Annotated in this window: 13 protein-coding genes; 4 read left to right on the top strand and 9 right to left on the bottom strand. The window is 32.2% G+C overall.

Going from position 1 to position 14,167, the window contains the following annotated elements:
* Positions 1-31: 31 nt before the first annotated feature.
* From recN to IM744_RS03785, 7 genes are all read right to left on the bottom strand, one after another.
* Positions 32-1,684 carry a DNA repair protein RecN gene (recN, locus tag IM744_RS03815; protein WP_194506784.1) on the bottom strand — a complete coding sequence of 551 codons (1,653 nt, stop codon included), beginning with the start codon at positions 1,682-1,684 and terminating at the stop codon, positions 32-34.
* 57 nt (positions 1,685-1,741) lie between these two features.
* A complete protein-coding gene (gene porD, locus IM744_RS03810; RefSeq protein ID WP_194506783.1) occupies positions 1,742-2,629 on the bottom strand; it encodes a type IX secretion system protein PorD in 888 nt (295 codons plus the stop codon).
* A complete protein-coding gene (coaBC, locus tag IM744_RS03805; RefSeq protein WP_241738280.1) occupies positions 2,622-3,890 on the bottom strand; it encodes a bifunctional phosphopantothenoylcysteine decarboxylase/phosphopantothenate--cysteine ligase CoaBC in 1,269 nt (422 codons plus the stop codon). Before coaBC ends, porD begins: the two co-directional genes overlap by 8 nt.
* Positions 3,844-4,173 carry a DNA-directed RNA polymerase subunit omega gene (locus IM744_RS03800; RefSeq protein WP_194506782.1) on the bottom strand — a complete coding sequence of 110 codons (330 nt, stop codon included), beginning with the start codon at positions 4,171-4,173 and terminating at the stop codon, positions 3,844-3,846. The genes coaBC and IM744_RS03800 overlap by 47 nt, the downstream gene beginning before the upstream one ends.
* A gap of 12 nt (positions 4,174-4,185) precedes the next feature.
* Complete coding sequence (locus IM744_RS03795) at positions 4,186-5,001, bottom strand: outer membrane protein assembly factor BamD (RefSeq protein ID WP_194506781.1); 816 nt, start codon at positions 4,999-5,001, stop codon at positions 4,186-4,188.
* 121 nt (positions 5,002-5,122) lie between these two features.
* A complete protein-coding gene (gene dapA / locus IM744_RS03790; protein ID WP_194506780.1) occupies positions 5,123-6,004 on the bottom strand; it encodes a 4-hydroxy-tetrahydrodipicolinate synthase in 882 nt (293 codons plus the stop codon).
* A complete protein-coding gene (locus tag IM744_RS03785; RefSeq protein WP_194506779.1) occupies positions 6,005-6,523 on the bottom strand; it encodes a DUF6913 domain-containing protein in 519 nt (172 codons plus the stop codon).
* A gap of 71 nt (positions 6,524-6,594) precedes the next feature.
* On the opposite strand from IM744_RS03785, the gene IM744_RS03780 reads away from it, so the two are divergent.
* The 3 genes from IM744_RS03780 (at position 6,595) to IM744_RS03770 (ending at position 8,956) form a co-directional block, all read left to right on the top strand.
* Positions 6,595-7,353: a 5'-nucleotidase C-terminal domain-containing protein gene (locus IM744_RS03780; RefSeq protein ID WP_194506778.1), complete on the top strand. Its 759-nt coding sequence runs from the start codon at positions 6,595-6,597 to the stop codon at positions 7,351-7,353.
* A gap of 4 nt (positions 7,354-7,357) precedes the next feature.
* Positions 7,358-8,272: a bifunctional metallophosphatase/5'-nucleotidase gene (locus IM744_RS03775; protein WP_194506777.1), complete on the top strand. Its 915-nt coding sequence runs from the start codon at positions 7,358-7,360 to the stop codon at positions 8,270-8,272.
* Positions 8,273-8,566: 294 nt separating this feature from the next.
* Positions 8,567-8,956, top strand: coding sequence for a DoxX family membrane protein (locus tag IM744_RS03770; RefSeq protein ID WP_194506776.1), 390 nt, complete (start codon positions 8,567-8,569; stop codon positions 8,954-8,956).
* Here IM744_RS03770 and IM744_RS03765 read toward each other — a convergent pair.
* Together IM744_RS03765 and ligA are read right to left on the bottom strand one after the other, a co-directional pair.
* On the bottom strand, positions 8,945-9,682 hold the full coding sequence (locus IM744_RS03765; protein WP_194506775.1) for a hypothetical protein: 738 nt from the start codon (positions 9,680-9,682) through the stop codon (positions 8,945-8,947). The genes IM744_RS03770 and IM744_RS03765 overlap by 12 nt on opposite strands.
* 98 nt (positions 9,683-9,780) lie before the next feature.
* On the bottom strand, positions 9,781-11,775 hold the full coding sequence (gene ligA / locus IM744_RS03760) for an NAD-dependent DNA ligase LigA (RefSeq protein WP_194506774.1): 1,995 nt from the start codon (positions 11,773-11,775) through the stop codon (positions 9,781-9,783).
* 36 nt (positions 11,776-11,811) lie between these two features.
* On the opposite strand from ligA, the gene IM744_RS03755 reads away from it, so the two are divergent.
* Complete coding sequence (locus IM744_RS03755) at positions 11,812-14,139, top strand: beta-N-acetylhexosaminidase (protein WP_194506773.1); 2,328 nt, start codon at positions 11,812-11,814, stop codon at positions 14,137-14,139.
* Positions 14,140-14,167: the final 28 nt, after the last annotated feature.

Genomic DNA, 14,167 nt, shown 5'->3' with positions numbered 1-14,167 from the left:
TAGTTGATTAATAATATATTCAAAGATAGTATTAATTGAGTAATTGTTTTGCATGTTCTAATGCAGAATTAGAAACATTAATACCTCCAAGCATTTGTGCAATCTCAACAATACGCTCTTCTGGTGTTAGTTTTTTAAGTTGGGTCTGTGTCACATCATTCACATCTTCTTTAAATACTTTAAAATGATGATCTCCTTTTGCAGCAATTTGAGGCAGATGTGTAATTGTAAACACTTGCATCGCCTTACTCATCTCTTGCATTATAACTGCCATTTTATTTGAGATTTCTCCAGAAACACCTGTATCAATCTCATCAAACATAATGGTTGGCAATTGCGTGTAATTTGATAAAATATATTTTATGGCTAGCATTATACGAGATAACTCTCCTCCTGAAGCCGACTTTTTTAGGTCGTTAAATTGTCCGCCTTTATTTGCCGAAAACAAGAATTGCAACTCATCGCTTCCATTAGACAGAAATGAATTTGATGCTTTCAACTCTATATTAAACTTAGCGTTTGGCATTCCCAAGGTTGCTAAAATAGATTCTAATTGTTTTATTAACTTCGGAATAACTTTACTCCTATTATTATGTATCGTTTTAGACACAGCTAATAATTGCGTCTTTAACTGCTCTTTTTCTTTCTCTTTTGCTGAAATATGAGCATCTAAATTTTCGGTTTCTAAAACTTTATTTGATAAATCTTCTCTTATACTAATAAGTTCTTCTTCTGAAGACACAATATGCTTTTGCATTAAATTATGTAACGTCTGAAGCTTTGTGTTCACAACCTCTAAGCGATTAGGATCTGCTTCAAGCTGGTCTTCTAGGTTTTCAATTTCAGCAAAAATATCGTCTATTTCAATTAAACTACTATCTATACGATCATAAATAGATTGGTATTGTTTACCATAGTTCACCAACTTAAACAACTGTTGTTTCACTTCTCTTAGATTTGAAGTAATACCTACATCTTCATTACTTAACAGTTGATTAGATTGACCTAATTTATCTTTTATCTCTTCTACGTTATTAAGCGTTTCATATTCGGTTTCAAGCGTTTCTAATTCTCCAACGACCAATTTTGCTTCTTCTAATTCTTTTAAGAGAAATAAATTGTAATCGAGCTCCTTTAATGATTCTACTTTTTGGTTTTGGAGTTTTTCAATTTCCGAAGAAAAGGTTTTAAAGTTTTTTAATTCTGAAATATACTGACTCAAATTTTCGTCATTATCTGCTAAAGCATCGATAATTTGAAACTGAAAATCATCATTAGTCAACTGTAATGTTTGGTGTTGTGAATGAATATCTAATAAATGTTCACCTAAAACTTGTAAATCGTCAAGCCTAACTGGTGTATCATTTATAAAAGCTCTTGATTTTCCTGAAGGCAGAATCTCTCTCCTTATTATGGTAAGCGATTCATAATCTAAATCTTGAATTTTAAATAATGCTTTTAAATTGTATTTAGCAATATCAAAAACACCTTCAATAACACATTTTTTTGATGAGTCTTTTACACTAGCAAGATCTGCTCGTTTACCCAAAATGAGTGATAGACCTCCTAAAAGAATAGACTTTCCTGCTCCTGTCTCTCCTGTAATAATTGTAAGACCATTGTTGAAACCTACTTGAAGCTCATCAATGAGTGCGTAATTTTTTATGGTAAGTTGTGTAAGCATAAAGTTCTATAATCTCAAGTAAAATTAACTAAAATACTTATGGCAATGACTAAAAGATTAGAAATTTATATTACGCCATTTTGAGGAGTGCATTGGTGCAATCTTAGAAAGCGTTGAAATCAAATCTGATACATTAACATTTGGTCCTCCACTAAACACTTGCTCAATCTCATCTGCTTTAGTATCAAAAAAGACACGCATTAAAAAAGAGTTAGGTCTTTTATTATTGAGGGTTTGCAGCATTTTTACAGACTCAACAATAGCGCTTTTTGCAATTTTAGGACTTGTACTCATTTGATCCATCCCATCACGATGATAAGTATATAAGACATTTCTAAATTCTTTGTAAGTTGGAGATAATATATTGTCAATTAAAACGAAGCGGGTTTGTCTTCCGTCAGAAAGTTGCCAGCCTTTTGCGCTATTTTGCTGTGAGTAATTTAAAATAGTTTGTGCTTGTTTAAAATACTCTTCTCCTCCATTTGGACTAAAAGTATCTGCATCAAGACCTAAAATCATATAGACATGAAAAGACAATACCGATATTAAATTAGATTCAAATTGTGTTGGGTTGTATACAAAATTCTGAAATTCTAAATATTGAAAATCGAAGTCTTTGTCATTATAATTATAGGTCGGTGATCCATAAGTTGATCCAAAAACTGGTCTCGATGCCTGTATTTGGAATGATGCTTGGAATCTATCTGTATCATAACCAGTTATAGTCACAACCATACTACAATCTATACGTTCTTGATTTTTGTATGATTTGTTCGTCCATTGCGTATTATTAACAAATTCTTTAAGTTGACGTTCTAACGTTTTAAAGACCTGAACATTCTCATTACCTGTTTGCTGAGCATTTACGACAACATTACAATTAAGTTCTTGAGACCAAGAGGTTGTAATGACTAATATTAAGAGAATGTATAAATACTTATGCATGTGTTTGTTTTAAAATTTGTTGCATTAAATCTTGTGCTACTTCTGTCTTAGATTTTAGCTCGTGAGCAATCGTATCATGAGATGCTGTTATAAAAGTAACTTTATTTGTTGAACCTCCAAAACCTGCTCCTTTATCATTTAAAGAATTAAGGACTATAAGGTCTAAATTTTTAGATACTAGCTTCCCTTTAGCGAACTCCAATTCGTTATTGGTTTCTAATGCAAAACCAACTAAAAATTGTTGTTTTTTAATAGCTCCAAGAGATTTTAAAATATCCTTAGTTTTTTCTAACTCAATAGTAAACGTAGATTCCTTCTTTTTTATTTTTTGATCTGCAACATTTTTTGGTCTATAATCTGCAACTGCTGCCGAAAGTATAGCTATATCTACATTTTCAAAATAATTATGACAAGCGTCATACATCTCTTGAGCACTTGTAACACGAATTACATTTATGAAACTATGAGTAACGGTTTGATGAGATGGTCCAGAAACCAATGTTACCTCAGCACCCAAATTAGCTGCTGCTTTGGCAATTTCAAACCCCATTTTTCCGCTGGAGTGGTTTCCCACAAAACGTACTGGATCTATAGCTTCATAGGTTGGACCAGCTGTGATTAATACTTTTTTTCCACGTAGTGGCAATTTTCCTAATACATCATTTTCAATAAAAGCAACGATATCTTCTGGTTCTGCCATACGACCTTCTCCTACCAGACCACTTGCTAATTCTCCAGATGTTGCTGGAATCATCACATTTCCGAAGGAATTAAGTTTTTCAAAAGAATTTTTAGTGGATTGGTGTTTATACATATCCAAATCCATTGCTGGAGCAAAATACACTGGGCACTTAGCCGAAAGGTATGTTGCCATCAACAAATTATCACATGTACCATTTGCCATTTTAGACAACGTATTTGCTGTTGCTGGAGCAATGATAAAGAGATCTGCCCAAAGCCCTAATTCTACGTGATTATTCCACATAGCATTATCGTCATCTTCATTGGTAAACGAAGAATATGCTGGGTTTTTTGATAAAGTAGATAATGTTAAAGGTGTAATGAAGTCTTTAGAAGCAGGCGTCATAACGACCTTTACGTTTGCGCCTGCTTTTATAAATAACCTAACAAGGCCAGCTGTCTTATAAGCAGCAATACCAGCAGTTATGCCTAGTAATATATTTTTGCCACTTAATATTGAAGACATATCTGTATTATTCCTTGATATCGTCGTCTGTGTTTCTGTAATAGATTTTGTCATCTAACCATTCTTGAACCGCTAAAGCATGTGGCTTAGGCAATTTTTCATAGAATTTAGAGACTTCAATCTGCTCTTTGTTTTCAAAGATTTCTTCAAGACTATCGTTATGAGTTGCAAACTCTTCTAGTTTATCAACTAATTCACGTCTAATGTCTGTGTTAATCTGTTCTGCTCTTTTAGCGATTACAGAAATTGCTTCGTAGATATTATCTGTTGATGCATCAATGATATTTCTATCATAAGTTTCTGTAGATACAGGAGCATGTGTTTTCTTTAAATCCATTGTATGTGTAATTTAACTTTTTGTATTGTGTAATTGAGCTGCAGTTGTCATCTCTTCATTCATTTTATTAGCATCTTCTAAAAATTCTGAATTTGGATAAAACTTCTTAAAGCTTTTATAATAATTAATCGCAATTTTTAATCTATCTTCTTGTTTTGACTTAATACTGTTGATTCCTAACTTATATGCAGAATCTAATCTATAGAACATCGCTTGTTCTCTAAAAGTTGTTCCTGGATAATCTGCTAAAAAATTATCAAATGCTTTTATAGCTGCTAAATAATCTGAAGATTCAAAATAAGCAATGCTATTGTATTGCTTAGCGATTTCAAATGCTTTTTTCTCTAGCTTATAATCTAATTCTTTAATTAACTCATTGGCTTGAGGTAAAAACTCAGAATCTGGATATTTATTTACAAATAATTGTAATTTTTCTAAAGCCTCAACAGTTTCATGTTGTTCTTTACTATAAACTGGTGAAACCTGATAGTAACTTTTAGCAGCTAAAAAAGAAGCTTCTTGTGCTTTTTCACTTGTTGGATAACCACTTTCAAAACGACTTAATTGATATCCTGCTGTAATATAATCTCCCATTTCATAAAAAGATCTGGCATACATATACATCAACTTTTCTGCTTGAGGCTTCCCTCTATAACTAGGCACAATTTGAGCAAAAAGCTTATTAGCTTTAGACCATTTCCCAGCTTCAAATAACTCTGTACCAAATTTAAACTTGGTTGCTATATCTTCAGATTTGAGTGCTTTTTGATACTCACTACATGAACTCAAGACTAACGATATTGCTAATAAGTAAAATAATTTCTTCATAAATTAAAAACAGGTTGCAAAAGTACGTATTAATAACGTATAATAAAAACATTAATTTCACTCAAAAATAACTGTTGAATTTAGGCTCTCATTATGTTTAAGTAATATTTAACTTTTAAATTTACGACTCGAATTTTTTAAGTGCTTGTTTTATGTTTTGCTTGAGTTCTTTTGAAGCTTCAACTAAAGGTAGTCTCACAGTTGATTTTGATAAATCTAAAGCCTCTAAAACTGCTTTGATTCCTGCAGGATTATTTTCTGAAAAGATAAGAGACGTTAGGTCCATTAATTTAAAATGAATCTCATAAGCTTCTTTTGCTTTCCCTTCTAATCCAAGGTTTATCATTTTTGAGAATTGTTTAGGTACAGCTTGCCCTAAAACAGAGATCACTCCTGCTCCACCAGCCAAAATAACACCTAAAACCAAATCATCATCTCCAGATATAATTAGAAAATCTTCTGGTTTATCACGAAGTAATTTTAAATATTGATGCACATTATTTCCAGCTTCTTTTACTGCAATAATATTCTCAAAATCTTTTGCTAAACGCAATGTGGTTTCTGGAGACATATTTGAAGAAGTACGACCTGGAACATTATACATAATGATATCTATAGGTGATGCTTCAGAAATCGTTTTAAAATGTTGATAAATTCCTTCTTGTTGTGGTTTACTGTAATAAGGTGACACAGACAAAAGAGCATCTATTTGAGATAAATCTGTTGATTTGATCTCTTCAATGACATTAGCTGTATTATTTCCTCCAATACCTAAAACCAATGGCACACGACCATTATTTGCTTTAATTATTGTTTTAGTAATGTTCTTTTTCTCGTCTTTTGTCATAGTGACACTCTCACCTGTCGTTCCAGCAATAACGATATAGTCAGTTCCATTCTCTATATTAAAATTCACCAAGTTAGTTAAGGCAGTATGATCTACTGTCAAATCATCATTAAAAGGTGTAATTATGGCTACACCTGTACCCTGAAATTTAGTCATTTATAATTTATTTAAAACAGTTAAATATTTTTTTAATTCTTTTGTAAGCGTCTTAAAATCATATAATTTAACATGAATCATTAAATCATATAATCTTTGATCCTCGTTAGTTAAACCAACCTTGAAATTAGCTTTAGACATTGCTACTACTTGATTCAATTCTAAACAATTCGTCTCATGTAAACTAATAAGAAGATCAAATTCTGTATCAATAAACTCCTGTAAACCAGAATGATTAATCTTCCCTTTCCATCCAAAGTTTTTCGGATTAAAATAAGAGCCCCAAAGATCATTTGAATCTTTTGGATCCTCTACAAACGTAATAATTTTAATTTTTCTTTCTTGTATACCAATACTTTTAAAAAAGGACTTAATGGCCTCAAAATCTGAGAACTCTTTACTATTCAAAATCACACCAACTGTATTCATTTTGGTATTGCTAACCGCAACTTGTCGTGCATTTAACAATTTGTTGATATATTTTTGATTTGATTTTTCTTTAAATACCTTTAAAATCATTTACCTTTATACTTTGTACAAATGTAGTAAAAACAGCTTGTACGATATTCTAAACATTTCAAAATTAAATCATGAATTATAAACATATATTTCTATTATTTTCAATTCTAATTTTAAGCGCTTGTAAAAATCAAGGCGAGTATATCAATAAAATTGAAGGCAAACAGATTAATATTTCTGATAGCTTAAAACTTGATCAAAGCATAGAAAATTTCATCAAACCGTATCGCGAACACGTTGATTCCAATTTGGATAGCATTCTTGCTTATGCTGTTAATACCTATTCAAAAAGTGATGGTGAGTATAATACCGCAATTGGAAATATGATGGCAGATGCTGTATATGAAGAATCAAATCCTGTTTTTAAAAGCAGAACTGGAGAAGACATTGATTTTGTTTTACTCAATCATGGAGGTATTAGATCAATTATCTCAAAAGGGAATATTACAACGAGAACTGCTTATGAAGTGATGCCATTTGACAATTCTGTTGTTGTTGTAAAACTAAAAGGCGCTCAGGTTAAAGAACTTGTTGAGTATTTAGCAAAAGGTAAACGTGCTCATCCTATTTCAAAATTAAATATTGTTTTAGATTCCGACGGAAATTTTAAATCTGCAACACTAAATAGCAAACCATTAGATTTTAGCAAAACATATAATGTAGCGACTAATGACTATTTATATAATGGAGGTGATCATATGGACTTTTTTAAAACAAACGACAGCCTTTACGTTCTAGATTATAAAATTAGAAATGTACTCATTGATTACTTTACTAAAATAGACACCCTAAAACCAGTTATTGACAATCGTTTTATCCAATTAAAATAAAGACATGAAGAGAAGAGAATTTATACAACAAACAGCAGCAGCTTCAGCATTAATTGGTCTTGGCGGAATGGGTTTAACCTCATTCACTCCTGCTACAACGAAAAAAATAACCATTTTACATACTAATGATGTGCATAGTCACATTGATGCTTTTGGTCCAGATGATGGAAGAAACCCAAACCAAGGTGGAGTTGCGAGACGTGCTACTTTAATTCAAGCGATTAGAAAAGAAAACCCAAACACGCTATTATTAGATGCTGGAGATATTTTTCAAGGCACACCATACTTCAATTATTATGGTGGAGAATTAGAATTCAAACTCATGAGTATGCTTAAATATGATGTTGCTACTATTGGTAATCATGATTTTGATAATAGTATTGAAGGGCTTTATGCTCAACTTCCTCATGCAAAGTTCGACTTTGTATCTGCTAACTACGATTTTTCTAATACTGTAATGGATACACATGTAAAACCTTATCGTATTATTATAAAAGATGGGATTAAGATTGGGATTTTTGGATTAGGTATAGAGCTTGATGGTTTGGTTGAAAAACGCATGTATAAAGAAACTGTTTATTTAGACCCTACTGAAATGGCTCAAGAAATGACAAGAGTTTTAAAGGAAGATGAAAAATGTGACCTTATTATATGTCTATCCCATTTAGGTTATAACTATAGAAACCGTCCAGAAAAAATTTCAGATTTAAAACTAGCAGGAATCACGAAAGACATTGACCTTATCATTGGCGGACACACACATACTTTTTTGAAGAAACCTACGGTTGTGAAAAATTCCGAAGGAAAAAACACATTAGTAAACCAAGTAGGTTGCTACGGAATTAACTTAGGAAAAATAGATTTCTATTTTGATTCAAACAAAAATAAAGCTGCAAACGGAACTTCAATTATCGTTTAAAGAACTATAGACTAACTGATATTTGACACAATTCCTCGTTAGTAGGAATAAATATTCTATAATATACATCTGGTTTTCATTATACTTACTGGTATGGTGATCAAGCACATACTTACAAAGTAAAACAAACTTGCAAAATCTAAAAATGTTATGGATTATTCTGTTTCTTCAGTTAAACAAAACACAAGCATTTCAACTATGTAATTGAGCTCTTTTTCAATTTTGAATAAAAAATCTTATACAATTTTGTTTGTTTTAAGCTTTTAACCGTCTAATAGTAAATACTATTATATTATGAAAAAGCACATACCTTTTATACTAAGATTAATCATAGCTATTATTTTAATCCAAACATTACGATTCAAATTTACTGGTGATGAAACTAGTATTTATATTTTTACTCAAGTAGGATTAGAACCTATAGGAAGAATTGGTATTGGTATCGTAGAATTATTAGCAGGTATTTTATTGCTTTTTAGAAAAACAGCTTGGTTAGGAGCTACAATTACATTAGGTGTTATTGGAGGCGCAATACTTATGCATCTCACTCAATTAGGAATTGAAATAAAAGGCGATGGTGGTGTTTTATTCTATACCGCTGTAGTGACGTTTATATTAGCACTAATTACACTATTCATCTATAGAAAAGATATTCCTTTAATTGGAAAAAAATTAAGTATTTAATTCTTGGTGCTGCTCAAGAGTCTCTAATTGTTTTGGTAATAATCTAGATTGCAAATAAAAGAATAGAAATGCAGCTACAAAAAACATTGAACATAATAAATTGATAATATTCTCTTCAGATATATAGTAAAAAGCAAGTTGCAAAGTTTCAGAAAAAACAATACAAATTGATCCAATAAGCAGGTTCATGGATTTTCTATTATCCTTATTCATATAATTAACTAGAGACAAACACATTAAAAACATTAGAACAGCGTTATACATAAGCTCAAAATTATATTCTAAAGCACTAAGTTCTTTTTCAGCAGTTCCAGTTATTATATAGACCGTAAACACACTTAGACCTAACAATAACAATGTTTGTAAAGGCAACTTTTTTATTGTATTAACAATATTGATTCCAACTAAAATTCTAAAAATCAAAAGAGTATAAGCAATTATGTATAATGTATTATTGATGTAATAAAAGTAATCAAAATAAGGGTCAGGATCGAAATTGACAACCCATGTGATGTAGTTAAATATTTCGCCCATTGTGAAAACGATAAGAAACCCAAAAAATAAGGGATGTTTATGTTTAACTGTAAGCGCATAGAGTGATGTGAGCGATATTAACGCCAAAGCTTTTATTCCTGTAGCTTCAATTTCATAAGCCTGAAATTGCAAACTCAAAAATAAGATAGATAAGAGTACCAAAAGCACCCCTAATATTTTACTTAAATCCATAATTTGTTTCTTAATAGCAAAACAAATATAAAATAAAAACTGTATTTTAACGCCTATATACGCTTTTAATCGATAAAATATAAAAGTTTGTAGGATTTTTACTTCAATTTTAATAAGAAATCTTTTTCCGATATAATCTGTACACCCAGTGTTTCCGCCTTGGCAAGCTTACTTGGTCCCATTTTATCACCTGCAACCAAGAAACTAGTCTTAGAAGATATTGAAGATGAGACTTTTCCGCCATTATCCTCTATCAGTTTTTTAAGTTCTGTTCTAGAAACGGTTTCAAAAACTCCAGATACGACTATAGATTGTCCTTTTAATTTATCGGTTTGGTTGGCTAACTTTTCCGCAGAAATCTCAAGCTGTAATCCGTGATGTCTTAATCTCTCAATAATAGCTTTATTCTCTTCAGAAGAAAAGAACTCCACGACACTCTCAGCAATACGATCTCCAATTTCATCAACAGTAATCAAATCCTCTACCGAAGCATTCGCTAAAGCATCAATACTCTTATAATGTTTAGCCAATTTCTTAGCAACTGTTTCTCCAACAAACCTAATTCCCAAAGCAAACAGTACACGTTCAAAAGGAATTTGCTTTGAAGCCTCAATACCATTAATTAAATTATCAGCACTTTTCTCTGCCATACGTTCTAATGGCAAAACCTCTTCTTTAGTCAATGTATATAAATCACTGTAGTTAGAAATCAAGCCTTCATTTACCAAAAGCGCAACTGTTTCTCCTCCTAAACCTTCAATATCCATTGCTTTTCTGGATATAAAATGTTGAATCCTACCAATAATTTGCACCATACAACCATTATAATTCGGACAAAAATGCTTCGCATCACCTTCTTGTCTTACCAATTCCGTATGGCACTCAGGACAATGTGTTATGTATTGTGTTGGTTGAGAATTTGCTGGACGCTTAGTTAAATCAACAGCTATAATCTTTGGGATAATCTCACCACCTTTTTCAACAAAAACCTCATCACCTTCTCTAATATCTAATTTTTCAATTTGATCTGCATTATGCAATGACGCTCTTTTTACAGTCGTACCTGCTAATTCCACAGGTTCTAAATTGGCAACTGGAGTAATAGCTCCTGTTCTACCAACTTGATACGTTATTTCATTTAAACGCGTAGACACTTGTTCTGCCTTAAACTTATAAGCCATGGCCCAACGTGGTGATTTTGCTGTATATCCTAATTCTTCTTGTTGTTGAAGATTATTTACTTTAAGTACAACTCCATCTGTCTCATAAGGTAAATCATGACGATGCACATCCCAATATGCTATAAACTCTAAAACTTCATCTACAGAAGTCACTAATTTAGCTGCATTTGGAACTTTAAAACCCATTTGCCTAGCTTTTTCAAGACTTTCAAATTGGGTATCAAAACCTAAATTGCTTCCAGTAATATTATATAGTAAACACTCTAATGGTCGTCGTGCTACTTCAGCACTATCTTGTAACTTTAAACTTCCAGACGCTGTATTTCTCGGATTTCTATATGGCTCCTCACCTATATCAATTCGCTCTTCATTCATTTTATTAAAACCTTCAAAAGGCAACACAATTTCTCCTCTGATATCAAATTTCTTCGGAAATTCGCCTTTCAACTTTAATGGTACAGACTTAATTGTTTTAATATTAGCAGTTACATCATCACCTTGCGTACCATCTCCACGTGTGACTGCTCTTAATAAATGTCCGTTTTCATATGTCAAACTAATTGATGCACCATCATATTTTAATTCACATACAAATTCTACCTTACCATCAACATTTTTTTCAATACGCTTTTCCCAATCTAACAAATCATCTTTAGAATACGAATTATCTAATGAGTACATACGATGTTCATGAACAACGGTATTAAAATTTTTAGTCACTTCTCCACCTACTCTTCTCGTTGGCGAATTCGCATCATAAAATTCTGGATGCGCCTCTTCAAGAGTCTGAAGTTTTTTTAACTTAATGTCAAAATCAAAATCGCTAATCGTAGGATTATCTAATATGTAATAATTATAATTGTGCTCGCGAAGTTCATCGCGAAGGCTATTTATTTTTTGTTCTACGCTCATTAAAATACTTATCTTTAAAGCATCTAATATACTAAAATGTCTTTCAAAAAAATTGTCGTTCTCTTAGTTTTTATCAGCTTTTTATACAGTTGCGAATCTAAAGTGTATGTTGCTGAAATTCCGCAAATTATTCCAACTCCAAGTAGCCAAACTATTAACGAAGGTTATTTTCTTTTAGAAAATCCTATCGGACTTTCATACGACGATACTTTTAAGATTTCTGGAGATTTTCTTCGGAAATATCTGCAAAAAGGAAATACAATCCAATTAACAGATAATGATGATATCCAATTCCTGTTAGACGAAACCATTGAAAACCCTGAAGGTTATAAACTAAGCATTCAACCTTTTAAAATTATAATCAGCGCAAAAACAGATCAAGGTGCATTTTATGCAGTACAGACCTTACGTCAGTTATTACCTCCAGAATTTGAAAACGGTTCATTTTCCGACATTTCGACTTCGCTCAACACTAGTAAAAACGCAAGTATTCAATGCATGACGATTACAGACGCTCCACTATTTCAATATCGAGGCATGCACCTAGATGTTGCACGACATCAATTCTCTGTAGATTTTATCAAACAATACATTGATGCGATTGCAATGCTCAAAATGAACACCTTTCATTGGCATTTAACCGATGATCAAGGCTGGAGAATCGAGATTAAAAAATATCCTGAATTACAAGAGATTGCTGCGTATAGAAATGAAACATTGATTGGTCATTACAGCGATCAACCTCATCAATTTGACGGGAAACGTTATGGCGGATTTTACACACAAGAAGAAGTCAAAGACGTTGTTGCTTATGCACAATCACAGCATGTAACTGTCATTCCAGAAATTGAAATGCCAGGACATGCGCAAGCAGCAATTAGTGCGTATCCTAATTTAGGTTGCACAGGAGAACAGGTTGATGTTGCTCAAAAATGGGGTGTTTTTGAGCATATTTTTTGTTCTAAAGACGACACTTTTGATTTTCTTGAAGATGTTTTAGATGAAGTGATTCCGTTGTTTCCTAGTGAATATATACATATTGGTGGTGATGAAGCACCAAAAACAAACTGGAAAAGGTGTGAGCAATGCCAAAACCGAATTAAAACCGAAGGTTTAAAAGATGAGCACGAACTTCAAAACTATTTTATTACACGTATAGAGAAATACCTCAACTCAAAAGGCAAACAAATTATTGGTTGGGACGAAATCTTAGAAGGTGGTCTTGCTCCTAATGCAACAGTAATGTCTTGGCGAGGAACTAAAGGTGCAGTTGAAGCTGCAAAACAAAAACATAATGTGGTAATGACACCAACCTCACATTGCTATTTTGATTATTACCAATCTACAAATCCTGAAGAACCTATAGCAATTGGCGGATTTCTACCGTTAGAAAAAGTGTATGGTTTTAATCCTATTCCTTCGGAATTATCTGCAGAAGAATCCAAATACATTTTAGGAGCTCAAGGAAATCTGTGGACCGAATACATACCAACCGAAGATCATGTTGAATACATGGTTTTCCCACGTATTCTTGCTATGAGCGAAGTAGTTTGGTCTAAAAATGAAAATAAAGATTACACCAATTTTGTAAAACGTGTGGAAAATTTCAACAAACGTTTAGATGTTTTAGACATCAATTATGCGAATCATTTATACGAGATTGAAGGTGAACTCATTTCCGAAGAGAATAAGAATTACTACAAACTTTATGCAACATTAGAAGACAAAACCATTTACTACACTTTAGATGGCAGTCCTGTGAATCTGTTTTCTCATACATATACAAAACCAATCCCAATTACTGAAAGCACCAAAATTAAAGCTGCAGTTTTTGATACTGAAAAACGACTTGGCAACGTGTTTTCTGAAACGATAAACTATCATAAAGCTGTTGGCAAAAAAATCACGATTAATAAAACACCTCATAAGTCTTACTCTGGATGTGGTCCAGAAGGATTGATTAATGGAATTTCGGGAAGTGATTCTCGTTATGGTGATAAAGAATGGTTAGGATTTTGGGGAGAGGATTTGGAGATTGTGATTGATTTAGGTGAGAACATGGATATCAACACTATAAAAACACGTTTTCACAATGTACAAGGACAATGGATATATGCTCCTAGTGAAATATTTCTAGAGTTTATACTTGATGATGGAAGTAAGTTAACTGATAAAATCACTTTAAATAATGACAATAGTAACGATGTAATAGATTTGGATTATACAATTCCGAAACCAAAAAACATGGGAATTAAGATTAAAACTATCCGATTAAATATTACTAACTACGGAACCATTCCAGACGGTAAACAAGGTGCTGGACAAAAAGCTTGGACGTTTATTGATGAAATCATTGTAAATTGAGTTGTCATTCAGAGGAATGAAACGACGT

Origin of the sequence: Psychroserpens luteus, from assembly GCF_015319355.1 — a bacterium.
GTDB classification, from domain to species: Bacteria; Bacteroidota; Bacteroidia; order Flavobacteriales; family Flavobacteriaceae; genus Psychroserpens; species Psychroserpens luteus.
The sequence above is the reverse complement of the archived record's forward strand: the minus strand, read 5'-3'. Positions and strand labels throughout refer to the sequence as shown.

Excerpts from the sequence above, each read along its gene's own strand:
- recN (WP_194506784.1), bottom strand. The coding sequence starts at position 1,684 with ATGCTTACACAACTTACCATAAAAAATTACGCACTCATTGATGAGCTT.
- porD (WP_194506783.1), bottom strand. The coding sequence starts at position 2,629 with ATGCATAAGTATTTATACATTCTCTTAATATTAGTCATTACAACCTCT.
- coaBC (WP_241738280.1), bottom strand. The coding sequence starts at position 3,890 with ATGACAAAATCTATTACAGAAACACAGACGACGATATCAAGGAATAAT.
- IM744_RS03800 (WP_194506782.1), bottom strand. The coding sequence starts at position 4,173 with ATGGATTTAAAGAAAACACATGCTCCTGTATCTACAGAAACTTATGAT.
- IM744_RS03795 (WP_194506781.1), bottom strand. The coding sequence starts at position 5,001 with ATGAAGAAATTATTTTACTTATTAGCAATATCGTTAGTCTTGAGTTCA.
- dapA (WP_194506780.1), bottom strand. The coding sequence starts at position 6,004 with ATGACTAAATTTCAGGGTACAGGTGTAGCCATAATTACACCTTTTAAT.
- IM744_RS03785 (WP_194506779.1), bottom strand. The coding sequence starts at position 6,523 with ATGATTTTAAAGGTATTTAAAGAAAAATCAAATCAAAAATATATCAAC.
- IM744_RS03780 (WP_194506778.1), top strand. The coding sequence starts at position 6,595 with ATGAATTATAAACATATATTTCTATTATTTTCAATTCTAATTTTAAGC.
- IM744_RS03775 (WP_194506777.1), top strand. The coding sequence starts at position 7,358 with ATGAAGAGAAGAGAATTTATACAACAAACAGCAGCAGCTTCAGCATTA.
- IM744_RS03770 (WP_194506776.1), top strand. The coding sequence starts at position 8,567 with ATGAAAAAGCACATACCTTTTATACTAAGATTAATCATAGCTATTATT.
- IM744_RS03765 (WP_194506775.1), bottom strand. The coding sequence starts at position 9,682 with ATGGATTTAAGTAAAATATTAGGGGTGCTTTTGGTACTCTTATCTATC.
- ligA (WP_194506774.1), bottom strand. The coding sequence starts at position 11,775 with ATGAGCGTAGAACAAAAAATAAATAGCCTTCGCGATGAACTTCGCGAG.
- IM744_RS03755 (WP_194506773.1), top strand. The coding sequence starts at position 11,812 with ATGTCTTTCAAAAAAATTGTCGTTCTCTTAGTTTTTATCAGCTTTTTA.